We start from the raw sequence: 24574 nt of genomic DNA on the forward strand, positions 1-24574 counted from the left end.
AATGCAGAACCTGTTCTCGCTCGAAGGCCGCGTGGCCCTGGTGACCGGCGGTTCGCGCGGCATCGGCGCGATGATCGTCAAGGGCTTCCTGACCTACGGCGCCAAGCGCGTCTACATCACCGCCCGCAAGGCAGCGGCTTGCGACGCGGCGGCCGAGGAGCTTTCCCAGTTCGGCGAGTGCGTCTCGCTGCCGGGCGACATCTCGACCCTGGAAGGCATCCAGGGCCTGGTCGAGCGCATCAAGGCGCGCGAGGAGAAGCTCGACATCCTTGTGAATAACGCTGGCGCGGCCTGGGGCGCCGAGTTCGACACCTTCCCCGAGAGCGGCTGGGACAAGACCGTCGATCTCAACATGAAGACGCCGTTCTTCCTGACCCAGGCGCTGATCGGCGAGCTGCGCGCGGCGGGCAAGGATCACGTGGCCAAGGTCATCAACATCGCGTCGATCGACGGCCAGTCGGTGACCAAGGACGAGACCTATCCCTACGGCGCGTCCAAGGCGGGCCTGCTGCACATGACCAAGCGCATGGCCCTGCGCCTGGCGCCCGACAATATCGCCGTCAGCTGCATCGCGCCCGGCGCCTTCGCCTCGGACATGAACAAGGTGGCGCGCGACCACGCCGACGCGGTGTCCAAGGCCATCCCGGCCGGCCGTATCGGCACGGAAGAGGACATGGCCGGCGCGGCCATCTACCTGGCCTCGCGGGCGGGCGACTATGTCATGGGCGGCGCGGTGACCGTGGACGGCGGCGTCAGCTTCGCTCGGTGAACGAAGAAGCGCGCCACCCCAACCGGAATGGCGCGCTTCCTCTCGATCGACGGCGAGACGCTAAGCGGCGCGAGCGCGGGCCTGGTTCTGGGCTTGGACCTGTTCGCCGATACGGAAGCGGCCGACCAGTTGGCTCAGCTCGCTGGCCTCGCCCCGCAGGTTCGCCGCCGCGGCCGTGGCTTCTTCAACCATGGCGGCGTTCTGTTGGGTGACTTGGTCCATCTGGTTGACGGCGGTGTTTACCTGGGTGAGGCCCGTGGCCTGTTCGCGCGACGAACGCGCGATCTCGCTGATCTGGTCGGTGATCTCGGCGACCTTGCCGACGATGCCCGACAGGGCCTCGCCGGTCTGACCGACGAGCTTCACGCCGCGCTCGACCTGGGTCGAGGAATTGGCGATCAGGGTCTTGATCTCCTTGGCCGCGTCGGCGGAACGCTGGGCCAGGGCGCGGACTTCCTGGGCGACGACCGCGAAGCCACGACCGGCCTCGCCAGCGCGGGCGGCCTCGACGCCGGCGTTCAGGGCCAGCAGGTTGGTCTGGAAGGCGATCTCGTCGATGACGCCGATGATCTGAGTGATCTGTCCCGAGCTCTGCTCGATTTCGCCCATGGCCGCGACCGCGTCGCGAACGACCGCGCCGGAACGCTCGGCGTCGATCTTGGCTGACGCGGCGGCGCTCGAAGCCTGGATAGCGCCCTCGGCGCTGCGATTGACGGTCGAGGTAATCTCATCGAGCGCGGCGGCTGTCTCCTCAAGGCTGGCGGCCTGCTGTTCGGTGCGGCGAGAGAGGTCGTTTGAAGCGCTCGCGATTTCGTCCGAACCGCCGCGGATCGAGCCCGCGCTCTGCGCGATATTGCTTAAGGCGTCGCGCAGACGGGCTAGCGAGTGATTGAAGTTGTCCTTTACCGTCTGCGCCCGGGCCGGGAAGGGCGCGTCGATCCGGTGGGTCAGATCGCCCTCGGCGAGGGCCTTCAAGCCTTCGGCGAGAGCGTTCAGCGCCGCCTGGTTCTCGGCGGCCTCCTCGCGGGCCTTCTTTTCCACCAGCGTCTGCTCGTGAATATCGGTCAAGGAGCCGCACGCGCGGATCGTGCCATCCGCCGCGTGACGGCAGCCGCCCGTGGCGCGGAACCAGCGGTAGTCGCCCGAGCGGGTCTTAAGGCGGTAGGTCACGTTATAGTGGGCGGCGCCTGTCCGGTCCGTCAAGTGGGCCGCGAAGGCGGCGAAGGTCGGCTCGACATCGTCAGGGTGCAGTTTGTCCGACCAGGACTGACAGACATTGGGGAAGTCGGCCTCGCTCGTATAGCCGATCAGGCGGCGGAATTCCGGCGACCAGTTCCAGACGCTCTTGGGGTGCAGAGCGTCGGCGTCATACAGCACCGATTCCCAAAGGCCGATGCCGCAGGCCTGATCCAGCAACTCGGAGCGTTCCTTCAGGTCCGCGAACTGTTTCTTGAGTTGATCGATCTCGCTGGTTTTGCGACCCGAGAAGAGCATGTTCCCCACCTAATAGTTGGCGCCGAGCTCCTAGCAGAGCGTGAGGTGATTTTGTGCGATGGGGTTGGTTTCGCGAGTCTTAACCAAATTGCCACTTCAGCTTTGGATTGCATTGAGACTCGCAAGTCGATATTTGCGAGAATTTCCCTCTATACGACGTGAGTATAAGGCGCGTGTCTTCCGGTTGTCTTCTTGCGAAAGCTCAACGGTGCGCCGTTCTAGCCCAGGCCGTCTAGCGTGGCCGGTTCGGCGTCGCTGAGCGGCAGGTCGCAGGGATCCTTCGGGCCGCCGGGCTGGGGCGGCGGGCGGGCGCCGCGTTCGCGGGCCGACATCAGCGACCAGCCGCCCGGCTTGAGGATCTCAAGCGGAGAGAAGCGCGCCTTGTAGGCCATCTTCTCGCTGCCGGGCACCCAATAGCCCAGATAGACGTAGGGCAGGGCGCTTTGCTGGGCTTGGACGATGTGATCCAGGATGATGAACGACCCCAGGCTGCGCCGGGTCTCGTCGGGCTTGTAGAAGCTGTAGACCAGCGACAGACCGTCGGCCAGTACGTCGACCAAGACGCAGGCGATCAGATCGCCCGGACCGCGATCCTGGGACTTGCGGCGGTATTCGATGAGATGCGTGCGGACGGCCGTATCCTCGACCATGGCGACATAGTCGGGCCAGGTCATCTCGGCCATGCCGCCATCGGCGTGACGGGCCAGCAGATAACGGCGCAGCAGCTCGAACTGCTCCAGCGTCGCCTCGGCCTCGACCAGGTGGCGTTCCAGGTCGTCGTTGCGGTTCAAAACTTTCCGCTCCGAGCGCGACAGCACGTAGTCGGCGGCCGGCGCCCGTGCGGACTGGCAGGCACGGCAGGTCTCGCAGGCCGGGCGGTAGGCGATGTTCTGCGAGCGGCGGAAACCAACCTGGGTCAGGCTGTCATTGACCGTCGGGCCGTCGGAAAGCGGCAGGTGGGCGAACACCTTGCGCTCCTCGCGGCCGGGCAGGTACGGGCAAGGCGTAGGCGCTGTCAGGAAAAACCGAAGCTGTCGCGTCGGAAAATGCTGCGTCACTTTAGCCCTGTCCCCTTACAGCTCGTTCGCTGACCCTCGACGGGATTAGGGGGCATAGCGTTCGGTTGCGCAAGCGTCACAAGACCCGCTCGCGGCCAACCGTCACAGGTTGTCGGGCAGAACGGGTTTCTCGCGCAGCAGCACGATCGAGATTCGGCGGTTGCCCGCCAGGGTCGGATCGTCCGGATAGAGCGGCTCGGAATTGGCCTTGCCCGAAACCTGGTAGATCCGGTCGTCCGGCACGCCGAAGCCGCGCAGCACCTGGCGGGAGGCGTCGGCGCGCTCGGCCGACAGGCTCCAGTCGCCATCCTGCTTCTTGCCGTAGGCGTTGGCGCTGGTGTGACCCGCGATCGTCACGCGGTTGGGCAGCTGGTTGATGACCTTGGCGACGGCGCGCAGCAGGATCTTGGCGCGATCGTTCGGGGTCTTGGAGTTCTCCTGGAACATCGAACGACCCTCCTGGTCGACCAGCTGGATGCGTAGTCCTTCCGGGGTCTGGTCGATCAGGATCTGCTTCGACAGCTCGGCCAGTTCGGGCATGTCCTGCAGCGACTGGCGCAGCGACTGGGCGGCCGAGGCGAAGGCGTCCTGGTCTTTCTTGGCCATGGCGTCGCGCAGGGCCTGATCGTTGGCCGAGTCGAGGTTGGCCGCCTTGCTGGACTGACCTTCCTTGCCGACATTGTCGGGGGCCTCGGGCGCCATCTGCTTGATGACCGACAGCTTGCCATCGGCCTTGGCGCCGTCGTCGCCCAGCGAGGTGCCGCCCAGGATGCCGCCCGAACCGCTGGTCGTGGAGGAGATCGAGGCTGGCGCGAAATAGTCGGCGATGCCTTGCTTCTGCTCGGGGCTGGTCGTGTTCAGCAGCCACATCAACAGGAAGAAGGCCATCATGGCCGTCACGAAGTCGGCATAGGCGACCTTCCAGGCGCCGCCATGGTGCCCATGGCCGCCGCCCTTCTTGATCTTCTTGATGATGATCGGCTGTTCGCTGTTGACCGCCATCGTGCTTAAGCCTGCTTAACTTTCACGCCTCAACCTGCCCATGGATGGTTAAGATGGCGTTGCCAGGCGCAGCGACGAGCCGTCGCGGGTCAGGCCAGAACGAGGTCCGCCAAGGGCTCTGCGTTCCAGGCGGTTTCCCGGGGCGCGACGACGATGGGCGCGCGGCGCTCGAACCGCTTCAACATCTCCATCGTCTGGTTCAGGTCTGGCGCATCGAGGCTCTCGCTGACCACGATGGCGGCGACGGCCAGCGCGCGGGCGCGTAGCGCTTCCAACGCTGTCAGAACGTGACTGACCGTGCCCAGATAGCTGCCGGCGACCAGAAGGACGGGCAGGTCCAGAGCGATCATCAGATCAAGGTTGGTGGCGTCGTCGGTCAGCGGCGACATCACGCCGCCGGCGCCCTCGACCAGGACGAGGTCTACGTCGCGGGCGGCCAGCCAGGTTCGGCTGTCGGCGACCAGATCATCGATGGCCAGGGTCTCGCCCTCCATCTGGGCGGCGAGGTTTGGCGCCAACGGGGCGGCGTAGCGGCGTGGCGAGACCTCGGCCCAGGCGTCCGGACGGCCGATGGCGGCGGCGAGCCGGGCGGGATCGCTAGCCTCGGGCGCGCGTGGGTCGAAACCGCTGACGACAGGCTTGAAGGCGTCGACGCGCGCGCCTCGGGCCCGGGCGGCGCGCAGCAGGGCGCAGGCGACGTGGGTCTTGCCAAGGTCGGTGCCGGTGCCGGCCACGAACAGCGCTTTCATGCCGCGACCTTTCTCAGGTGGGCGATCGCGTCAGCCAGGCGGATGACGTCGGCGTCGTCGTGGACGGCGCTGAAGGCCAGGCGCAGGCGGGCGGTGCCTTCTGGCACGGTCGGCGGCCGGATGGCCACGACTAGGAAACCCTGGCTCTCAAGCGCGGCCGAAGCGGCCAGCGCGGCCTCGGCCCCGCCGAAGATCACCGGCACGATCGGGCTCTCGGCGTCTGGCAGGCCCAGGCGGCGGGTGAACAGGCGCGCCTTGGCCAGCGGCGTCTCGGTCAGCCCGGGATCGGCGTCGATGATGTTCAGCGCCGCAAGCGCCGCGCCCGCCGAGGCCGGCGGCAGGCCGGTGGCGTAGACCAGCGTGCGGGCGCGGGTCTTCAGCAGGTCGACGACCGCCCGCGAGCCGCAGAGATAGCCGCCATACGAGCCGAGCGCCTTGGACAGCGTGCCCATCTGCAGCGGGATCCTGGCCTCGGGGAACAGGGCGCCCGAGCCGCGCCCCTGAGCCAACACGCCCACACCATGGGCGTCATCGCTGAGCAGCCAAGCGTCATGGGCTTGGCAAAGAACCGACAATTGATCCAGCGGCGCGATGTCCCCATCCATCGAGAACACGCCGTCGGTGGCGACCAGCGCGCGGCGAGCCCGCGGCCGCTCGGTCTCGAGGCGGCGCTCCAGGTCCGCCATATCGTTGTGCGCGAAAGGGACGATCCTTGCGCCGGAGAGCTGGGCGCCCGCCCAGAGGCAGGCGTGTGCCAAGGCGTCGACCAGAATCACGTCGCCAGGGCCGACCAGGGTTGGAATGGCGCCGAGATTGGCCAGGTAGCCCGAGCCGAACACGCAAGCCGCCTCGGTCCCCTTCAGATGGGCCAGTCCCTTTTCGAGGTCGGACAACAGGGGGTGATCGCCGGTGACGAGGCGGGAGGCGGCCGCGCCCGCGCCATAGTTTAGAGCCGCCTCGGCCGCCGCCGCGCGGACGAGCGGATGATGGGCCAGGCCCAGATAGTCGTTGCACGAGAATGATATCAGTCGCCGACCGTCGCGCTCGACCACCGCGCCGTCGTGGCGGCGCGAGGGCTTCAGGCGCCGGCGCAGGCTTTTGGCGTCCAGGCTCGCCAGCTTCTCGTCGGCGAAGGCGTCGAGGCTTTGCATGTCGTTTCCCTTTGCCGAGACCGGTGGGCGGGAATAGGCAAGGCGCCCCGAGTCCGCAAACGGAAAGCGCCGTCATGCCTCATCCATCACAGGGCGACCCTGATTGGTTGACCGAAGGGGCGTCCAGCGTCTGGCGGCCCTATTGCCAGATGAAGACCGCGCGGCCGCCGCTGCCCGTCGTGGCGACGCGAGGATCGCGACTGACGTTGGCCGACGGGCGCGAACTGGTGGACGGCCTGGCCTCTTGGTGGACGGCCTGCCATGGCTACAATCACCCCCACATCGCCGACGCCCTGCGTCGACAGATCGACGCCATGCCGCACGTGATGTTCGGCGGTCTGGCGCATGAGCCCGCTTACCGTCTGGCCGCGCGGCTGGCGGGGCTGTTGCCTGGCGATCTGGACCACGTCTTCTTCGCCGAGAGCGGCTCGGTGGCGGTCGAGATCGCGATGAAGATGGCCCTGCAGTTCCAGATCAATCGCGGGGTGACGGGACGAACGCGGTTCCTGGCGTTCCGGGGCGGCTATCACGGCGACACCCTGGCGACCATGACGGTCTGCGATCCGGAGGAGGGCATGCACAGCCTGTTCGCCGGCGTCATGCCCGCGCAGGTGATCGCCGACCTGCCGCGCGACGCGTCCGGCGAGGCCGCGCTGGACGCCCTCCTGGCCGAGCGGGCGCACGAGATCGCGGCGATCCTGGTCGAGCCGCTGATCCAGGGCGCGGGCGGTATGCTGCCGCATTCCCCCGAAGTGCTGCGAACCCTGCGTCGCCTGGCCGACAAGCATGGAGTCCTGCTGATCTTCGACGAGATCTTCACGGGCTTTGGTCGCACCGGAACGCTGTTCGCCATGCAGGCGGCGGGGATTGAGCCAGATATCGTCACCCTGTCCAAGGCCCTGACCGGCGGGACCCTGCCGCTCTCGGCGGCGGTGGCCTCGCGCGCGGTGTTCGAGGCCTTCTGGTCCGACGATCCGGGCGCGGCGCTGATGCATGGCCCCACCTACATGGCCAATCCTCTGGCTTGCGCGGCGGCCAACGCCTCGCTGGATCTTTTCGCGGACGGAACCTGGGCGACGAACGTCGCGCGAGTTTCGGCGGCGTTGGCCCAGGGGCTGGCGCCGTGCCGGGCGGGCCGAGGCGTGGTCGACGTCCGCGCGTTGGGCGCGATCGGCGTCGTGGCGTTCGACGCCCCTGTGGCCGTGGGCGAACTCTGCGCGCGCTTCGCCGAGCTCGGGGCCTGGATCCGGCCGATGGGCAAGGTGGTCTATCTGACGCCGGCCTTCACCACGCCGGACGAGGACCTCGAGCTTCTGACCAAGGCCGTCCGAACGGTGGTCGGCGTCGCCTGAGGCTCGGATTGACCCGAAGGGCGCCGTCTGGTCCAAGCGGAGCCATGTCCGCCAAGTCTTCGCCGCTGACCGGCCTGGAATACCTCGCGATCCTGGGGATCATCCTGACCTGGGGGATCAACAACGCCGCCGCCAAGGTGGCGACGCACTACCTGCCGCCCATGCTGATGGGCGGCCTGCGCTTTACCGCCGCCCTGGCGTTTCTTTTTCCGTTCATCAAGCCGCCGTTTCCGGCGCCCAGGACCCTGCTGGCCATCGTGCTGCTGACCGGTCCGATCCATTTCGGCATCATCTATATCGCCTTCAGCATGGCCGACGCGCTGAGCCCGCTGGTGGTGGCCAGCCAGCTGTGGATCCCGTTCACGGCCCTCTTCGCCTGGCGGGTCCTGGGCGAAGACATGCCCCGGGCCGCGGTCGCGGGTCTGGTCATCGCGTTTCTCGGGGTCGGTTGGATGAGCCTGGATCCGCATGGCGCCGGCGATTTTCCGGCCGTTCTGCTCGTGACCCTCGCCAGCGCCTGCTGGGCCATGGCCACGGTGCTGGTGCGTAAAACGCCAGGGATCAAGCCGCTGAAGCTTCAAGGCCTGACCGCCGTGGTCGCCGCGCCCGCGTTGCTGTGCCTATCGGCGCTGTTCGAGACGAACCAGGTCGCCAAGATCGAGGCCGCTCCGCCGATCGCCTGGCTTTGCGTTCTATTCGCCGGCGTCGTTTCGACCATCGGCGCCAGCGCGTTGCTGTTCTGGCTGGTCCAGCGGCGGGAGGCCGGACGGGTCACGCCCTATTTCCTGCTGACGCCGCTGGTCTCGTGCACGATCGGCGTGCTGTTCCTGGGGGATCGGCTGTCGCCGCAACTGCTGGTCGGCGGCGGCGCGACCATGGTCGGCGTGGCGCTGGTGGCCCTGACCGAGAAGCGCGCCAAGGCCTTGGAGAGCGCGGCCAAGACCGTTTAGGCCTTTGGCGCCGGGCACTGCTCCGCCGGTTCGCGGGCCAGAAGCGCGGGCGTGGCGGTGACCTCGGTCTGGCCGCCGTCGTCGGCGTAGACGCCTGTCAGCAGCTTGCCGCGCACTCCGATCGGCTCGCCAGGGTGGGGACGGATCAGGAGCAGGCCGTCAAGGTCCGCCAGGTCATCGACGCTGATATAGCCGGCGCCGACCGTGGCGTAGCCCCGGACATCGGCGACGCCCGAGCCCGCGCGCGACGACTTCAGGACCCAGCCGGGTGGAGTGTGGCAGACCGACACGACGTCCGCCCCGGTCAGTTGCAGCTCGAAGGACTGAAGGTTCTGGTTGCTGTCGGCCGGGCGCCAGGTCAGCGAGACCAGTTCCGTGGGCGGCGGCGCGGGCGGAGCGGGCGGCGGCGCGACCTTGGCGGCGGCCGGGGCCTTGGCGGTCGGCTTGGCGCCTTTGTCATGGCAGGCGGCCGTCGCGACGAGCGCGAGAGCCATCAGGGACAGCCGCCAGGTGCGCATGGAATCTCCCGCCACGATCTAGAGCAACGTGGCGGGAAGCTATTCCTCTACTTGAGCACGCCGCAAGCGGCGCGCGCGCCAGCGCCGCCGATCGGCTGGGTCTTGTAGTCGTCGGCGTTGGCGTGGACCACGATGGCCGAGCCGTCGGCGTCCAGCAGGGCGGGGCGGCCGCCCGCGCCTTTCAGCGACACCAGGGTCGAGAAGGCTTCGGCCGTGGCCGAGCCATCAGCGCCGGCGAAGACGTTGGGCAGATCGCCGGCGTCATTGGCGTCGGGATTGAGCAGACCATGAACCGTCGTCGCGGCGGTGTGCACGTGAGCGCCGGCCGACTTGAAGTCCGGCGCCGAGCAGTCGCCCTTCTCGTGGAAATGGACCGCGTGCCAGCCCGGCGTCAGGCCTTTCAGCTCAAGTTTCAGCAGCACGCCATGCGGGGCTTCGGTGACGGTGACCGTTCCCGCGTCCTTGCCGTCGCTGGTCTTCATGGCCGCCGTCGCGGCGGTTTGGGCGAGCGCTGGAGACGCCGCCAGCAGGGCAACAAGGCTCAGGGCCGTCGTGACGGTGAGCTTACGCATGGGTTTTCCTTCTGAAACAGCCGGGTGATGGGACGCTGGCCGCTGGAAAGGTGGCGCCGTCCCTGTCGGAATGCTAACAGTTTCCGAGAGTTCCGTGTTCGATTCTGACGGCGAAAAATCCCCTTGAGCGACGATCAAAACACCGTTCCCCCTGACGCTTCGGGCGGGGATGTCGCCCCTATCAATATCGAGGACGAACTGCGTCGTTCGTATCTCGACTATGCGATGAGCGTCATCGTCAGCCGCGCCCTGCCGGACGCGCGCGACGGTCTCAAGCCGGTGCACCGCCGCGTGCTGTTCTCGATGCACGAGCAGGGGCAGACGCCGGAGCGTCCCTACGTGAAGTCGGCCCGCGTGGTCGGTGACGTGATGGGTAAGTACCACCCGCACGGCGACGCCTCGATCTACTTCACCCTGGTGCGGATGACCCAGTCGTTCTCGATGGGGCTGGTCTTGATCGACGGTCAGGGCAATTTCGGTTCGGTCGACGGCGATATGCCGGCCGCCATGCGTTATACCGAGTGCCGCATGGCTCCGCCGGCGATGGCGCTGCTGGCCGACCTGGACAAGGACACGGTCGATTTCCAGGACAACTACGACGGCAAGGAGCAGGAACCGACCGTTCTGCCGTCGCGCATCCCCAATCTGCTGGTCAACGGCGCCGGCGGCATCGCCGTCGGCATGGCCACCAATATTCCGCCGCACAATCTGGGCGAAGTCATCGACGCCTGCCTGCTGCTGATCGATCAGCCGGATGTCACCACCGACCAGCTGCTGGATCTGGTGCCGGGGCCCGACTTCCCGACCGGCGGCGAGATCATCGGCCGCGCGGGTCCGCGTCAGGCGCTGCTGACGGGCCGTGGCTCGGTGGTGATGCGCGGCGTCGCTTCCGTCGAGGAACTGCGCGCCGGCCGCGAGGCCATCATCGTCACCGAGATCCCGTATCAGGTGAACAAGGCCACCCTCGTAGAGCACATCGCCGAACTGGTTCGCGAAAAGAAGATCGAGGGCGTCGCCGATATCCGCGACGAGTCGAACCGCGACGGCATGCGTATCGTGGTCGAGCTGAAGCGCGACGCCTCGGGCGAGGTGATCCTGAACCAGCTGTACCGCTTCACCGCGCTGCAGACCTCGTTCGGGGTCAACATGCTGGCCCTGAACCGTGGGCGGCCGGAGCAGATGGGCCTGCACCAGCTGATCCAGCTGTTCGTCGAGTTCCGCGAGGAAGTCGTCGTCCGCCGGACCAAGTTCGAGCTGGGCAAGGCTCGCGATCGCGGCCACGTGCTGGTCGGTCTGACCATCGCCGTCGCCAATATCGACGAGTTCATCCACATCATCCGCTCGTCCAAGGACCCCACCGAGGCCCGCGAGCGCCTGGTGGCCAAGGCCTGGCCGGCCGGCGACATGCTGCCGCTGGTCGAGCTGATCGCCGACCCGCGCACCGTGCAGGAAGACGGCGGCTTCATCCGCCTGACCGACGAGCAGGCCCGCGCCATCCTGGCCCTGACGCTGTCGCGCCTGACCGGCCTTGGCCGTGACGAGATCGGCAACGAAGCCGCCGCCCTGGCCGACGCCATCCGCGGCTATCTGGAGCTGCTGTCCGACCGCGCCAACATCATGGCGGTGGTTCGCGAGGAGCTGGTCGAGGTCCGCGAGAAATTCGCCATTCCGCGTCGCAGCCAGATCGTCGACGGCGACGCCGACGTGGAGGACGAGGACCTGATCGTCCGCGAGGACATGGTGATCACCGTCACCCTGGGCGGCTATGTCAAGCGCACGCCGCTGGCCAATTACCGCACCCAGCATCTGGGCGGGAAGGGCAAGTCGGGCATGGCGACCAAGAGCGAGGACGCCGTCACCCGCGTGTTCTCGGCCTCGACCCACGCGCCGCTGCTGTTCTTCACCTCGGGCGGCAAGGTCTACAAGATGAAGGTGTGGCGCCTGCCGCTGGGCGCCGCCAACTCGCGCGGCAAGGCGTTCGTGAACCTGCTGCCGATCGAGCCGGGTGAAACCATCACCTCGATCCTGACCCTGCCGGAGGATGAGGCCACCTGGGGCGGGCTGGACGTGATGTTCGCCACCCGCTCGGGCAGCGTTCGTCGCAACAAGCTCAGCGACTTCGTGGACGTCCGCCGCAACGGCAAGATCGCCATGAAGCTGGATGAAGGCGACGGCATCGTCGGCGTCGCCGTCTGCAGCGCCGACCAGGACGTGTTGCTGACCACCGCGGCCGGCCGCTGCATCCGCTTCTCGGTCGACGAGGTGCGCGTGTTCGCCAGCCGTGACTCGACCGGCGTGCGCGGCGTCAAGCTGGCGGACGGCGACGAGGTCATCTCGATGGCGGTGCTGCGCAGCGTCGACGCCACGCCGGCCGAGCGCGCGGCCTACCTCAAGCACCAGCGCGCCATGCTGCGCGCCGCCGACGGCGAGGGCGAGGACACCCCCGTCGCGGCCGAAGAGGACGAAGAGGGCGGCGACGAAACCACGCTGACGCCCGAGCGGATCGCCGAGTTGGGCGCGGCCGAGGAAATCCTGCTGACCGTGTCGTCGGAAGGCTTCGGCAAGCGCACCAGCGCCTACGACTTCCGGCGCACCGGTCGGGGCGGCCAGGGCTTGGCGGCGCAGGACCTCAGCAAGCGCGGCGGTCGCCTTGTGGGCTCGTTCCCGGTCGAGGAAAGCGACCAGATCCTGCTCGTCACCGACGCTGGCCAGCTGATCCGAGTGCCTGTTTCGCAAATTCGTGTTGCGGCGCGGAATACTCAGGGCGTAACCATCTTCCGCACCGCGCAGGACGAGCATGTCGTCAGCGTCGAACGTCTCGCCGATTCCGGCGGCGACGATAATCAGGGCGAGGACAGCGGGGCGGACGAGACCCCGTAACCCTCGGCGCCAGAAGCAGGGGGTTGCATGCGGGTTGGGCTTTATCCGGGGACCTTCGACCCCGTCACCAACGGTCACCTCGATATCATCGGGCGGGCCGTCAAGCTGGTCGACAAGCTGGTGATCGGCGTGGCGGTGAACATCGGCAAGGGGCCGCTGTTCTCGCTGGAGGAACGGGTCGAGATCCTGGAGCGCGAGACGGAGCATCTGACCAAGATCGCGCAGATCGAGGTCCGTCCGTTCGAAAGCTTGCTGATGCATTTCGCCCGACAGGTGAACGCCCAGATGATCGTGCGGGGCCTGCGGGCCGTGGCCGACTTCGAATACGAATTCCAGATGACGGCGATGAACCAGCAGCTGGATCGCGAGATCGAAACCGTCTTCCTGATGGCCGATCCGCGCCACCAGGCGATCGCCTCGCGCCTGGTCAAGGAAATCGCCACCCTGGGCGGGGACATCGGCAAGTTCGTCCCGGCCGGCGTGGCTCAGCAACTGCTGGCCAAGGTGGGCAGGGGCTAGTTCCTTCGCCGTTATCCGGCCGGAATCGTGCGCTTCAACATTCGCCGCACTTGTCGGGGAGGCCGTGTCGTTCTACGCCCGGCCGCGACTGTTCTATTCGGGGAATTCGATGAAGCTCGCCACCACCGCCGCCGCGCTGGCGCTCGCCGCCGCCGCGACCTCTTTTGGGGCGGCTTCGGCCCAGACTGTTCCGGCCGCCTCGGATTGGCGGACGCCCGACCCGAACAACGTCATCGTCGTCGAGACCAACAAGGGCCGCATCATCGCCGAACTCTACCCGGAGGCCGCGCCGAACCACGTCGAACGCGTGCGGGCGCTGGTCAAGAGCGGCTTTTATAACGGCCTGACCTTCTTCCGCGTGATTGGCGACTTCATGGCCCAGACGGGCGATCCGCAGAACACCGGCATGGGCGGTTCGGATCAGCCGAACCTGACGGCCGAGTTCACCTTCCGCCGCGGGGCCGACATGCCGCTGGCCGAGGGCTTCAAGGTCGGAACCAACGAGGCGGGATGGTGGAAGTCGCTGCCGGTGACCAGCCAGAACTCGGCGCTCGCCGTGATGACCGCCGACCGCAAGGTGGCGACCTGGGGCAATTTCTGCTCGGGCGTCCTGGGCATGGCCCGCGCCGGGGATCCCGATAGCGCCAATAGCCAGTTCTTCTTCATGCGCCAGGCCAACGCTTCGCTGGACAAGACCTACACCGCCTTTGGCCGGGTGCTTTCGGGTCTGGACGTCGTGCGCGCCATCAAGACCGGCGAGCCGGTGCCAGATCCGCAGGACAAGATGATCAGCGTCAAGCTGCTGGCCGACCTGCCGGCCGACAAGCGCCCCTCGATCCAGGTGATGGACACCCGTTCAGCCGCCTTCAAGGCCCTGGTCGTCAAACGTCAGGGCGAGATGGGCGGCGGCTTCACCAACTGCGATGTCGACGTTCCCGTACAGGTGAAATGATGACCCGTTCGCGCGCGCTTCTGGCCGGGCTTTGCCTGGCGGTCCTGGCCACGCCGGCCCTCGCGGCCAAGCCGACCCCGCCGGCCAAACTGTCCTTGCCGGCCAAGCCGTCGGAACAGGACTGGCGAACCCCCGCGCCCGAGACGGTGATGGTGATCGACACCAACAAGGGGCGCGTGCTGGTCGAACTGATTCCGGAGGTCGCGCCCAACCATGCCCAGCGCCTGCGAGATCTGACCCGCGCCGGATTTTATGACGGCCGCACCTTCTTTCGAGTCATCGACCGGTTCATGGCCCAGACCGGCGATCCTCAAAACACCGGCGAAGGCGGCTCGACCAAGCCCAACCTGAAGGCGGAGTTCACGTTCCGGCGCGCCGCCGACACCGGCTTCGTGCCGATGGCCGCGCCGGCCGGCCTTGAAGTAGGCTACCTGAAATCCCTGCCCGTCGTCAGCCAGGCCTGGAGCTGGAGCGAGATGACCAGCGACAAGAAGGTCTCGGCGTGGGGAACCTACTGCCCCGGCGTGCTGGGCATGGCCCGCGACGAGGACAACAACTCGGCCAACAGCCAGTTCTTCCTGATGCGCCAGCCATATCCGTCTCTGGACAAGCGCTACACCGCGTTCGGGCGGGTGATCAGCGGCTTGGACGTCGTCCGCGCCATCAAGGTCGGCGAACCCGTGCCGCCGCCCCAGGACGTCATGCAGAAGGCGCGCCTGCTGTCGGACATTCCCGAGAGTCAGCGCCCCAAGGTCCGCGTGATCGATCCCAAGGGGCCGTGGTTCGCCGCCGAGACCAGGCGCCTGCGCGCTCTGAAGGGCGCCGATTTCTCGGTCTGCGACATCGACCTGCCGGTCGAGGTCCGTTGACGGAGCCTTGGCGTCCCGTTCCGCCCAGCGCCGTGCGTTTCACACTTTTGGGAAAATGCTCTAGAAGCGCGGGCACATCTTTTTCACCCAAGGGAAGACCATGTCGGCCGACCTCGAAAACACCCTGATCCTGACCCTGGATACCGGTCCGGTCACCATCAAGCTGCGTCCGGATCTGGCGCCGGGCCACGTGGCGCGGATCAAGGAACTGGTGCGGGAAGGCTTCTATGACGGCGTCGTCTTCCACCGCGTGATCCCGGGCTTCATGGCGCAGGGCGGCGATCCGACGGGCACCGGCCGCGGTGGGTCGGATAAGCCGGACCTGAAGGCCGAGTTCAACGACGAGCCGCACGTGCGCGGCGTCTGCTCGATGGCCCGCACGCCGAACCCGGATTCGGCCAACAGCCAGTTCTTCATCTGCTTCGACGACGCCACCTTCCTGGACAAGCAGTACACGGTCTGGGGGCAGGTGACCGAAGGCATGGAAAACGTCGACGCCCTGCCCAAGGGCGAGCCGCCGCGCGCGCCGGGCAAGATCATCAGCGCCCAGATCGCCGCCGACGCTTAAGGCCAGGCATCATCGCGACCATCAAGACGGCCTTGGACCATGGTCCGAGGCCGTTTTCTTACGGGAGCCGCCTGAGGGTCACCACGACGGGGCGGTGATCCGAGCCCACGGCGGGGCCGCGTTCGATCTTCACGGCCCGCCACTGGCTTCCGGCATAGACATGGTCGATCGGCAGGAACGGAGCGGGAGCGGCCGCCAAGCGCGAGAACTGGCCGGCCGGCCAGGAGGCCAGGGCGCGGGTCCAGCGGCGCAGGCCCAAGGCCTTGTCCTGCCGCTTCAGCGAGAACGACCACGGCGTCGAGTTGAAGTCGCCGGTCAGGATCGTGTCGCGCTTGTCGAACCGGCTCAGAAACTGAACGAGCTTGCGGCTCTGCGCTTGCTGCGGGCCGGCGGGTATCGGCCAAGTATAGTGAACGGCCATCACGGTGAAGGGGCCCTTGGCGTCGGCGAGAGTCGCCCAGGCCCCGGCGAGAAACGGCTTGTCGGTGGGGACGCCGCCGCGCGCCAGCATCGTCTTGCGCGAAAAGATCCAGGTCTCGCACTCGGCGACCCGGTCGCAGGATGAGTACGGGTACTGGGCCTTCAGAGCTTTCACGATCGGCGCGGCGCCGCCGGCGCCTTCCTCGATCAGCACGACGTCGGCGTTCTGGGCCTCGACCCAGGCCAACCCCGTTTCTGGAGAGCGGTTGTCGTGCCAGGCGTTGAATTGGACGAGCTTCAGGTCGCTCTCGACCGGCGTGGCGGGCTTGAAGCGCCAGGCCGCCCAGTATTCCGGCAGCATCATCACGGCGCAGGCGAGGATGGCGCCGCCGCCCAGACCGACGATCGCCCAGCGCTCGCCGCCGCGCGCGAAGATCGCGCCTAGCGCGACCGCGCCCACGCCCATCAACAGCCACAGCGGCGCCGCATGGGTCAGGGCGTCGAGTCGATCGCTCCAGGCGCCGCCAAGGCTGGCCAGCGCCAGGCCAAGACCCGCTAGCCCCAGCATCAAGCCGGCGCCACGAACAAGAAGGCTCAGAAGCTGGACGATCAACCGCATGGTCGGCCCTTAGCACAGGTCCTTAAAGGATGCGTCGTTGTCTCTCCCGCCCGGCGAAACCGGGGCTGACCGCATGGAAACGGCGGGGCGCGGGGCGCCATCAGCATACGGATAGGGCAGGCGTGTCTTGACCTGAGCGGCCCGTCGTGCGCTTGAAGCCCGCCCATGCGCCTTTCCGATTTCGATTTCGACCTCCCCGAGGACCGCATCGCCCTTCGGCCCGTCGAGCCGCGCGACGCCGCGCGCCTGCTCGTCGTGCGTCCGGGACACCCCGTAGCCGACCAGGTGGTCCGCCAGTTGCCGGACTTCCTAAGGCCCGGCGACGCCCTGGTCTTCAATGACACCCGCGTCATCCCCGCGCGCCTTTCAGGTCTGCGCGAGGGGCGCGCGACCGGCGGGGGCGATGGCGCGCCGGTGGCGGTCGAAGCGACCCTGCACCGCCGCCTCGCCCCGGACCGCTGGAGCGCCTTCATGCGCCCGGGCAAGCGGCTGAAGATCGGTGACCGCGTGAGCTTCGGGGCGCGCGAGGATCGCGTCCGCGCGCTCGACGGCCTGGACGCCACCATCGCCGAAAAGCACGAGGGCGGCGAGGTCGTGCTGGCCTTCGACCTGTCGGGCCCCGACCTCGATATCGGCGTCGCCCGCCACGGCGACATGCCGCTGCCGCCCTATATCGCCGCCAAGCGGGGCGAGGACGAGCGCGACAGATCCGACTATCAGACCGTCTATGCGCGGGAGGACGGCTCCGTGGCGGCTCCGACGGCTGGTCTGCACTTCACGCCCGACTTGCTCGAGGCGCTGAAGCAAAAGGGCGTCTCCCTGCATTTCGTGACCTTGCACGTGGGGGCAGGCACCTTCCTGCCGGTCAAGACCGACGACGTGTCCGAGCATCGGATGCACGCCGAGTTCGGCCAGGTGACGGCCGAGGTCGCCGACGCGCTGAACGCGGTTCGCGCCGCGGGCGGGCGCATCGTCTGCGTCGGCACGACCTCGCTGCGCCTGCTGGAAAGCGCGACCGGCGAGGATGGTGTGGTGCGGCCGTTCGCGGACGAGACGGCGATCTTCATCACGCCCGGCTACCGCTTCCGCGCCGCCGACGTGCTGATGACCAACTTCCATCTGCCCAAGTCGACGCTGTTCATGCTGGTCAGCGCCTTCGCCGGCTCGGCGACCATGCGGGCGGCCTATCAGCACGCGATCGCCACCGGCTATCGCTTCTACTCCTACGGCGACGGCAGCCTGCTGTTCAAAGACGAGACCTCCTGATGGCCGCGTTCCCCTTCGAGATCAAAGCCGTCGAGGGCAAGGCGCGCACGGGCGTGCTGAAGACGCCGCGCGGCGACATCCGCACGCCGGCCTTCATGCCGGTCGGGACGGCCGCGACCGTCAAGGCCATGACCGTCGATCAGGTCAAGGCCACCGGCGCCGACATCATCCTGGGCAACACCTATCACCTGATGCTGCGGCCGTCGGCCGAGCGGGTGGCGCGCCTGGGCGGACTGCACAAGTTCATGCGCTGGGATAAGCCGATCCTCACCGACAGCGGCGGCTTCCAGGTGATGAGCCTGTCGGGGATCAGCAAGCTGACCGAGGAGGCCGTGACCTTCTCCAGCCACGTGGACGGCTCCAAGCACGTGCTGACCCCCGAGCGTTCGATCGAGATTCAGGCCGACCTGCTGGGCAGCGACATTGTTATGCAACTGGACGAATGCGTCGCCTGGCCGGCCGAGGAGGCGAGGGCGCGAAAGGGCATGGAGCTTTCGGCCCGTTGGGCGCGGCGCTCAAAGGACGCCTTTGGGACGCGCGACACCCAGGCCCTGTTCGGCATCCAGCAGGGCTCGACCTTCGAGGCCCTGCGTCGCGAGTCGTCCGACCGCCTGCGCGAGATCGGCTTCGACGGCTACGCGATTGGCGGTCTGGCGGTGGGAGAGGGGCACGAGGCGATGTGCGAGGTTCTGGACTACGCGCCGGGCCTGCTGCCCGAGGACCGTCCGCGCTACCTGATGGGCGTGGGCAAGCCGATCGATCTGGTCGAGGCCGTGGCGCGCGGCGTCGACATGTTCGACTGCGTCCTACCCACCCGCTCGGGTCGTCACGGCCAGGCCTGGACGTGGGATGGACCCATAAACCTGAAGAACGCCAAGTACGCCGAGGACGAATCGCCGCTGGATCCCGACAGCGATTGCCCGGCCAGTCGCGACTATTCGAAGGCCTATCTGCGCCACCTGTTCAAGGCCGAGGAGATCCTGGGGCAGGTGTTGTTGTCCTGGCACAACATCGCCTTCTTCCAGGCGCTGACGGCGGCGATGCGCGCGGCGATCGCCGAGGGCCGCTTCGAGCGGTTCCGCCGCGAGTTCCGCGCCCGCCACCTGTCTCAGTAGGACGGGCCCTGGGGCAGGGTCGGCGCCTCCTCCTTGTGGATCGGAAAGCGCGGTCGGCGCGGACCATAGGGATCGGGCGGCGGCGGCATGCCCGGATCGACGACCGGCGGCTCGGCGGGCGGCTTATGCTGGGGCGTGGCGGGGGGGTTGCAGCCTCGCGCCTCGCCCAGGCCCTTCAGATAGGCGCGGCGGACGTTGCCCGAGGCGACGGCGCTCTGCACCAGACGATCGTGGCGTTCCGCGCCGGTGAGCTTGCGAACCCAGCTGCGCATCGGGATCAGATCCTGCGCCGTGCTGGCGACCGCGCCGAGCGCGGCTTCGCCAGCGGCCTTGCGCCCTCGGTCCATGAGGTCTTCGTTCGGCGCGGGCGGGTGGCGGTCGATGTCCTCGCCCAGGGCGGCGTCCAGCGGCGTGACCAGGGCGATCAGCGATTTGCAGTCGGCCTTCGCCGGTCGCTGGTACGGATCCTCCATGGCTTCGAGCAGCACGCGCGGAATCTTGGTGCGCACCACGTTCACATCCCGCAGCGGCGCGGTCATCGCGCCGGCGATTCCCTCCCGATTGGCCTGGTCGGTCGACTGGATCTTTTCGTTGGGAGGCGGAACGTCCAGCTGGCGCGCGGCCGCCGCGCCGGCCAGCGCGACGCCGCAAGAGGCCCATAGAAGCAAGGTTCTACGCATGACTCACTCAGACTCGCCCACAGCTTTACCTTTATCCTACGCAAAAACGGCGAAACCGTGCTTGCGACCAGGGCGCCCCCCGACTATGGTCCGCGCCGCTTCCACCGGCCCCCGCCGGATCGAGAGCGGGCCGGTAGCTCAGTGGTAGAGCATTCGACTTTTAATCGAATGGTCCTGGGTTCGAGTCCCAGCCGGCCTACCAATCACATGCAAAACGCGCATGTTTTCAAAGCCTTGCGAAAGGTTTGACAGCGAGGTTTGACAGTCCTCGTCCACTTTGCGTCCAATCTCGCGACCGCCGCACCCGTTGGCTTGTGCGGCCGATCGCGTGTGGCGCTCAACTTTCTTGAGCGAGCGTGGCCTGTTACGGCCGCGATCGCGTGCGGGGTGCAGTCGGCCTCGGCAAGGCGGCGCGCGCCGGTCTTACGCAGGCCGTTGGGCGACGAGCCCGTCGGAAGTCCGCACCGCGGGCCTGGAGGACTCGGCGGCGGACTCCGTCGACGATTATGTGAGTTTGGCGATCGCCAAGGCAGGCGATTTGGGCGCGCTTTCAGAATTGCGGGCGGGCCTTCGCGAGCGTGTGCTGGCGACGCCGCTGTTCGACGCGGCCCGTTTCGCCCAAGGGCTGGTCCGGGCGCTTCGGGAGATCGCCGCTTGAGCGATGCGGAGCGCTTCGCCAGTTTTTCTCCCAGGCCGACTCCGGTTTTCTCATTTGCCCCATAATTGGAGTAGGGATTTAAGCGGCTCAGGTTTCATAGCGTCGCGGGAGCCGGTCTCGGTTCCGCACGTTCAAGTTTCACTAGAGCCATGTGGCGAGCCCGGACCCAGGACGACGATCAGCCGATGACCGCCGACACCGCCGCCAGCCGGCCGTCGCCACCGCCGCCTAGACCACCGGGAAGGCGGCCTTTTTTCCGTCGTCGCTCGGCCATACCGGGCTTCGGTCTCAGCATGGGCGTCACCCTGACGATCCTGTCGCTGATCGTGTTGATCCCTTTGACCGCCGTGGCCCTGAAGGCCGCGCACCAGTCGCCGGAGGCCTTCTGGGCCGCGGCCTTCAATGATCGCAGCCTGGCGGCCTATCGCCTGACCTTCGGCGCCGCTTTCGTGGCGGCGGCGGTCAATGGCGTGTTTGGCGTTCTGACCGCCTGGGCGCTGGTCCGCTACGAGTTTCCGGGCAAGACGATCGTCAACGCCCTGGTCGACCTGCCGTTCGCCCTCCCGACCGCGGTGGCGGGTATCGCCCTGGCCACCCTTTACGCGCCGAGGGGCTGGGTGGGGCAGTTCCTGACGCCGCTTGGGATAAAGGCGGCCTATAATCCGGTCGGCGTGGTCATCGCCCTGACCTTCATCGGCCTTCCGTTCGTCGTCCGCACCATCGAGCCGGTGCTGCGCGACGCCGCCGAGGATGTGGAAGAGGCCGCCGCCAGTTTGGGCGCGGACCGTTTGCAGACCATCGCCCGCGTGGTGTTGCCCGCCCTGGCGCCGGCTTGGCTGACCGGCTTCGCCATGGCCTTCGCCCGCGGGGTGGGCGAGTACGGCTCGGTGATCTTCATCGCCGGCAACATGCCCTACAAGTCCGAGATCGCGCCGCTGCTGATCATCATCCAGCTGGAACAGTTCGAGTATGAGCGGGCGGCGACGATCGCGGTGGTCATGCTGGCGGTGTCCTTCACGATGCTGCTGGTCATCAACGCCATCCAGGCCTGGTCGCGGAGGTTCGACTGATGCGCGCCGTCGGTTCCCATCGCCGCGCCACGGATGATCCGGCCTGGGCCAAGGCGGTGATCATAGGCGTGGTGATGCTGTTCCTGGCCTTGGTGCTGGTGCTGCCCCTGGTCGCGGTCTTCGTCGAGGCGCTGCGCAAGGGCGCGGGGGCGGCCTTGGCGGCGATCACCAATCCCGACGCCCTGGCGGCGGTGAAGCTCACCCTGCTGACCGCCGTCATCGCCGTTCCGTTCAACGCCGTGTTCGGCCTTTGCGCCGCCTGGGCCATCGCCAAGCACGACTTCCCGGGCAAGGCGTTCCTGATCACCCTGATCGACCTGCCGTTCTCGGTCTCGCCCGTGGTGGCCGGCCTGATCTACGTGCTGGTGTTCGGCCTGCAGGGCTGGTTCGGGGAATGGCTGCTTGATCATGACCTGAAGATCATCTTCGCCGTGCCGGGGATCGTGCTGGCCACGATCTTCGTGACCTTCCCGTTCGTCGCCCGCGAACTGATCCCGCTGATGCAGGAGCAGGGAACGAGCGAGGAGGAGGCGGCGGTTTCGATGGGGGCTGGCGGCCTGACGACCTTCTGGCGCGTGACCGCGCCGAACGTGCGCTGGGGTCTGCTGTATGGCGTTCTGCTGTGCAACGCCCGGGCCATGGGCGAGTTCGGCGCGGTGTCGGTGGTCAGCGGCCATATTCGCGGCCTGACCAACACCATGCCGCTGCACGTCGAGATCCTCTACAACGAGTACGATTTCGTCGGCGCCTTCGCCGTCGCGGCCCTGCTTTGCCTTCTGGCCGTGGTGACGCTGGTTCTGAAGACGGCGCTGGAAGTCGCCCAGCCCGGCGTGCGCGGCCGCGGCGGACACTGAACGGACCGAAGACCATGACCATCTCCATCCGCTCGATCGAAAAGAAGTTCGGCCGCTATCCGGCCCTGAACAAGGTGGACCTCGAGATCGCCGACGGCGAGCTTCTGGCGCTGCTGGGGCCGTCGGGCTCGGGCAAGACGACCCTACTGCGCACGATCGCTGGCCTGGAGTTCCCGGACGCGGGGCAGGTCCTGTTCGACGGCGAGGATGTCACCTTCGCCTCGGCCGCAGCGCGGCGCGTGGGCTTCGTGTTTCAGCAGTACGCGCTGTTCAAGCACATGACCGTGGCCAAGAACATCGCGTTCGGTCTGGACGTGCGTAAGGGCAAGGACAAGCCCGACAAGGCCGAGATCGGCCGCCGGGTCGAGGCGCTGCTGAAGCTGGTTGAGCTGGAGGGCTTGGGCAAGCGCTATCCCTCGCAGCTGTCGGGCGGTCAGCGCCAGCGCGTGGCCCTGTCGCGCGCCTTGGCCGTTCAGCCCAGCGTGCTGTTGCTGGACGAGCCGTTCGGCGCCTTGGACGCCACGGTTCGCAAGTCGCTGCGCAAGGAGTTGCGGCGCGTGCACGACGCCACGGGCGTCACCACGATCTTCGTCACCCATGATCAGGAGGAGGCCCTGGAGCTGGCCGATCGGGTGGCCATCCTCAACAAGGGCCAGATCGAGCAGATCGGCACGCCCGACCAGGTGCACGAAGAGCCCGAGACGGCCTTCGTCTGCGGCTTCGTGGGGGAGGCCAACTGCTTCGACGGGCGGGTCGGCGATGGCCGTTTCAGCGCCGGGGCCTTGCAATTGCCGGCTTCGGGTCTGCGCGACGGTTCCGCGACGGCCTATGTGCGTCCGCATGACTTCGTACTGGACGACGCGGGCTTCGAGGTGCGGGTCGATCGCGCTCACGTGCAGGGCGCCTTGACCACGGTCAACGCCACGACCTTGGACGGCAGACCGCTGGAGATCAGCGCTTCGCGCGCCGAGGCCGCCCGTTTCGCGGGCACGGTCAGGATCAGCGCGCGTAAGGCGCACGTTTACGCCGCTTAAGGAACTTCTGCCGTTAAGCTTCCCGCGAAGGCTATCGCGGTTCGACCCCAGCACGGGGCGCGGTCGCGGCGCGGTCTTCGGTCGGCGGGAGCTCTAAAGGTCGCATGGTGATGGTCGAGCCTTCGGGCGCGGAACGCCGCGCGCATCCCCGTATGCCGGCGGCGCGCAAGATCTACGTCGTCGATGATCCGCGCTCCTGGAAGTGCTCGTTGCTGGACGTGGCGGAGAAGGGCGCGCGCCTGTCGACCGCCGGAAGCGCCTCGCCGCCGGATCAGTTTGTTTTCGTCGACGCGGGCGGACGTCGCGTGCACCTGGCTCAAGTGGTGTGGCGGTCCGGCGCCGAGGTCGGCGTGCAGTTTCTGCGAACCGAGCGTATTGGCCCTCGAGCCGGCGGCGCGGCGGGAGCGCTCGAGATCGCGCGCAAGTTCGCCGCCAGCCCGGCGTCGGACGGTCCTCGGTAGGAACTACTGTTGTTGCTGTTGTTGCTGCTGATGCAGGTCTTCGCGTAGCGCCGCGTCGGGGCGACGCCGGCCGCCGGCGAAGTTGGGGCGAGCCATGCGCATGAATTCCGGCTCGGCCACGGCGGCCCTGGCGCGCCGCACCGAAACGCCGACCGCCAGCTGGCTTTCGGAGTCGCCCTTGTAGACACCGCGCGACGGCGTGACGTCGGCATAGTCGCGTCCCACCGCCACGGCCACGTGGCGCTCGCCGGCCATCATGTTGTTGGTCGGGTCGAAACCGACCCAACGCAGGCTGGGCAGGAACACCTCGACCCAGGCGTGGGTCGCGTCGGGATCGGAGCGGTCGCCCTGGTCGCGGTCCGTGAACAGATAGCCCGAGACGTATCGGGCCGGCACGCCCCAGTCGCGGCAGATGGCCAGCATGATGTGGGCGAAGTCCTGACAGACGCCGCGTCCCACGCCCAGCGCCAGGTCGATCGGGCTGTCGGCGTCGGTGACGCCCGGCTGGTACTCGAACGCGCCGTAGATGGTTTCCGAAAGGACGCGGACGGCGGTCAGCGGGTCTTTCCGCTTTAAAGCGTCGAGGTCGTGGTTGGCGACGAAGGCGCGCAGGGCGTCGGTCGTCTCGACAAAGCCGTGCGGCCGCAGGAAGTCGAAGCACTCGCCCCGCACGAACTCGCTGCGCAGGCGGTCCCATTCGCCCATGTCCAGATGCGCGGGCCGTTCGGGCGGCGCCTCGGTCTCGACCGCCGAGCGGGCGATGATGGTCAGCTTGTCATGCGGTTGCGGGACGTCGAAATGATAGACGGCGTTGCCGAAGCTGTCGGCGTAAGAGAACAGCTGCGCGGCCGGCTCGATGTCCAGCTCGAAGCTCACCAGGCGCTGGCGCGCGGTCTTCTGGGGCTGCATCCACAGCTCCATCAAGCTTTCCCGAACGGGACGCTCATAGTGATACTGGGTGACGTGGCGGATTTCCAAGAGCACGGGCGTATAC

General features: G+C 67.6%; 25 protein-coding genes and 1 tRNA gene. 16 read left to right on the forward strand and 10 right to left on the reverse strand.

The annotated features are described in order from the left end of the window. Position 1: 1 nt before the first annotated feature. Positions 2-769, forward strand: a complete 768-nt coding sequence (locus FCU40_RS04815) for an SDR family NAD(P)-dependent oxidoreductase (RefSeq protein WP_004620703.1) — start codon at positions 2-4, stop codon at positions 767-769. A 60-nt stretch (positions 770-829) separates the two neighbouring features. Here the strand turns inward: FCU40_RS04815 and FCU40_RS04820 are convergent, their stop codons facing one another. From FCU40_RS04820 to bioF, 5 genes are all read right to left on the reverse strand, one after another. After that, the gene (locus FCU40_RS04820) at positions 830-2263 is read right to left on the reverse strand and encodes a PAS domain-containing methyl-accepting chemotaxis protein (protein ID WP_241693545.1); all 1434 of its coding nucleotides are present in this window, start codon (positions 2261-2263) and stop codon (positions 830-832) included. Positions 2264-2481: 218 nt separating this feature from the next. Further along, on the reverse strand, positions 2482-3321 hold the full coding sequence (locus FCU40_RS04825; protein WP_035017402.1) for an arginyltransferase: 840 nt from the start codon (positions 3319-3321) through the stop codon (positions 2482-2484). A gap of 102 nt (positions 3322-3423) precedes the next feature. After that, positions 3424-4323: a flagellar motor protein MotB gene (locus FCU40_RS04830; RefSeq protein WP_004620697.1), complete on the reverse strand. Its 900-nt coding sequence runs from the start codon at positions 4321-4323 to the stop codon at positions 3424-3426. Between the two features lie 89 nt (positions 4324-4412). Beyond that, the gene (gene bioD, locus FCU40_RS04835; RefSeq protein ID WP_168073248.1) at positions 4413-5072 is read right to left on the reverse strand and encodes a dethiobiotin synthase; all 660 of its coding nucleotides are present in this window, start codon (positions 5070-5072) and stop codon (positions 4413-4415) included. After that, positions 5069-6223 carry an 8-amino-7-oxononanoate synthase gene (bioF, locus tag FCU40_RS04840; RefSeq protein ID WP_168073250.1) on the reverse strand — a complete coding sequence of 385 codons (1155 nt, stop codon included), beginning with the start codon at positions 6221-6223 and terminating at the stop codon, positions 5069-5071. Before bioF ends, bioD begins: the two co-directional genes overlap by 4 nt. A 74-nt stretch (positions 6224-6297) precedes the next feature. Here bioF and FCU40_RS04845 point away from each other — a divergent pair, with 74 nt between their 5' ends. Then, positions 6298-7575, forward strand: coding sequence for an adenosylmethionine--8-amino-7-oxononanoate transaminase (locus FCU40_RS04845; RefSeq protein WP_168073252.1), 1278 nt, complete (start codon positions 6298-6300; stop codon positions 7573-7575). A gap of 44 nt (positions 7576-7619) precedes the next feature. Further along, entirely contained in the window at positions 7620-8525 is a 906-nt protein-coding gene (locus FCU40_RS04850; protein WP_168073254.1) for an EamA family transporter, read from the forward strand. Here FCU40_RS04850 and FCU40_RS04855 read toward each other — a convergent pair. Both FCU40_RS04855 and FCU40_RS04860 read right to left on the reverse strand, forming a co-directional pair. Then, entirely contained in the window at positions 8522-9043 is a 522-nt protein-coding gene (locus FCU40_RS04855) for a hypothetical protein (RefSeq protein ID WP_168073256.1), read from the reverse strand. The genes FCU40_RS04850 and FCU40_RS04855 overlap by 4 nt on opposite strands. Positions 9044-9090: 47 nt before the next feature. Continuing rightward, positions 9091-9615: a superoxide dismutase family protein gene (locus tag FCU40_RS04860; protein ID WP_168073258.1), complete on the reverse strand. Its 525-nt coding sequence runs from the start codon at positions 9613-9615 to the stop codon at positions 9091-9093. A gap of 123 nt (positions 9616-9738) precedes the next feature. On the opposite strand from FCU40_RS04860, the gene gyrA reads away from it, so the two are divergent. The 5 genes from gyrA to FCU40_RS04885 all read left to right on the forward strand — a co-directional run bounded on the left by gyrA (position 9739) and on the right by FCU40_RS04885 (position 15403). Continuing rightward, a complete protein-coding gene (gene gyrA, locus FCU40_RS04865; RefSeq protein ID WP_168073260.1) occupies positions 9739-12495 on the forward strand; it encodes a DNA gyrase subunit A in 2757 nt (918 codons plus the stop codon). 27 nt (positions 12496-12522) lie between these two features. Then, complete coding sequence (gene coaD / locus FCU40_RS04870) at positions 12523-13014, forward strand: pantetheine-phosphate adenylyltransferase (RefSeq protein ID WP_004620681.1); 492 nt, start codon at positions 12523-12525, stop codon at positions 13012-13014. A gap of 109 nt (positions 13015-13123) precedes the next feature. Further along, positions 13124-13966: a peptidylprolyl isomerase gene (locus FCU40_RS04875; protein ID WP_168073262.1), complete on the forward strand. Its 843-nt coding sequence runs from the start codon at positions 13124-13126 to the stop codon at positions 13964-13966. Then, positions 13963-14835: a peptidylprolyl isomerase gene (locus FCU40_RS04880; RefSeq protein ID WP_168073264.1), complete on the forward strand. Its 873-nt coding sequence runs from the start codon at positions 13963-13965 to the stop codon at positions 14833-14835. The genes FCU40_RS04875 and FCU40_RS04880 overlap by 4 nt, the downstream gene beginning before the upstream one ends. Positions 14836-14935: 100 nt before the next feature. Beyond that, positions 14936-15403, forward strand: a complete 468-nt coding sequence (locus FCU40_RS04885) for a peptidylprolyl isomerase (RefSeq protein WP_004620676.1) — start codon at positions 14936-14938, stop codon at positions 15401-15403. Between the two features lie 58 nt (positions 15404-15461). Here FCU40_RS04885 and FCU40_RS04890 read toward each other — a convergent pair whose 3' ends face one another. Then, entirely contained in the window at positions 15462-16442 is a 981-nt protein-coding gene (locus FCU40_RS04890) for an endonuclease/exonuclease/phosphatase family protein (RefSeq protein WP_168073266.1), read from the reverse strand. Between the two features lie 165 nt (positions 16443-16607). Here FCU40_RS04890 and queA point away from each other — a divergent pair, with 165 nt between their 5' ends. Together queA and tgt are read left to right on the forward strand one after the other, a co-directional pair. Then, entirely contained in the window at positions 16608-17708 is a 1101-nt protein-coding gene (gene queA / locus FCU40_RS04895; protein WP_168073268.1) for a tRNA preQ1(34) S-adenosylmethionine ribosyltransferase-isomerase QueA, read from the forward strand. Further along, a complete protein-coding gene (gene tgt / locus FCU40_RS04900) occupies positions 17708-18823 on the forward strand; it encodes a tRNA guanosine(34) transglycosylase Tgt (protein ID WP_004620671.1) in 1116 nt (371 codons plus the stop codon). The genes queA and tgt overlap by 1 nt, the downstream gene beginning before the upstream one ends. On the opposite strand, the gene FCU40_RS04905 is transcribed toward tgt, so the two are convergent. After that, positions 18817-19503 (reverse strand): hypothetical protein, encoded by a 687-nt coding sequence (locus tag FCU40_RS04905; RefSeq protein ID WP_168073270.1) that lies wholly within the window; start codon positions 19501-19503, stop codon positions 18817-18819. The genes tgt and FCU40_RS04905 overlap by 7 nt on opposite strands. 127 nt (positions 19504-19630) lie before the next feature. On the opposite strand from FCU40_RS04905, the gene FCU40_RS04910 reads away from it, so the two are divergent. The 6 genes from FCU40_RS04910 (at position 19631) to FCU40_RS04935 (ending at position 23580) form a co-directional block, all read left to right on the forward strand. Beyond that, positions 19631-19705: transfer RNA gene (locus FCU40_RS04910), tRNA-Lys, on the forward strand. Positions 19706-20017: 312 nt separating this feature from the next. Further along, positions 20018-20161 carry a hypothetical protein gene (locus FCU40_RS04915; protein WP_168073272.1) on the forward strand — a complete coding sequence of 48 codons (144 nt, stop codon included), beginning with the start codon at positions 20018-20020 and terminating at the stop codon, positions 20159-20161. 185 nt (positions 20162-20346) lie between these two features. Then, positions 20347-21231: a sulfate ABC transporter permease subunit CysT gene (cysT, locus tag FCU40_RS04920; protein ID WP_168073274.1), complete on the forward strand. Its 885-nt coding sequence runs from the start codon at positions 20347-20349 to the stop codon at positions 21229-21231. Beyond that, positions 21231-22085: a sulfate ABC transporter permease subunit CysW gene (gene cysW / locus FCU40_RS04925; protein WP_168073276.1), complete on the forward strand. Its 855-nt coding sequence runs from the start codon at positions 21231-21233 to the stop codon at positions 22083-22085. Before cysT ends, cysW begins: the two co-directional genes overlap by 1 nt. A gap of 14 nt (positions 22086-22099) precedes the next feature. Further along, on the forward strand, positions 22100-23119 hold the full coding sequence (locus tag FCU40_RS04930; RefSeq protein WP_168073278.1) for a sulfate/molybdate ABC transporter ATP-binding protein: 1020 nt from the start codon (positions 22100-22102) through the stop codon (positions 23117-23119). A gap of 104 nt (positions 23120-23223) precedes the next feature. After that, positions 23224-23580: a PilZ domain-containing protein gene (locus tag FCU40_RS04935; protein ID WP_035017400.1), complete on the forward strand. Its 357-nt coding sequence runs from the start codon at positions 23224-23226 to the stop codon at positions 23578-23580. A 3-nt stretch (positions 23581-23583) separates the two neighbouring features. Here the strand turns inward: FCU40_RS04935 and FCU40_RS04940 are convergent, their stop codons facing one another. After that, the gene (locus FCU40_RS04940; protein WP_004620664.1) at positions 23584-24564 is read right to left on the reverse strand and encodes a transglutaminase family protein; all 981 of its coding nucleotides are present in this window, start codon (positions 24562-24564) and stop codon (positions 23584-23586) included. Positions 24565-24574 lie beyond the last annotated feature (10 nt).

It is taken from the genome of Caulobacter sp. SSI4214, from assembly GCF_012184455.1.
In the GTDB taxonomy this organism is placed as follows: Bacteria; Pseudomonadota; Alphaproteobacteria; order Caulobacterales; family Caulobacteraceae; genus Caulobacter; species Caulobacter vibrioides_E.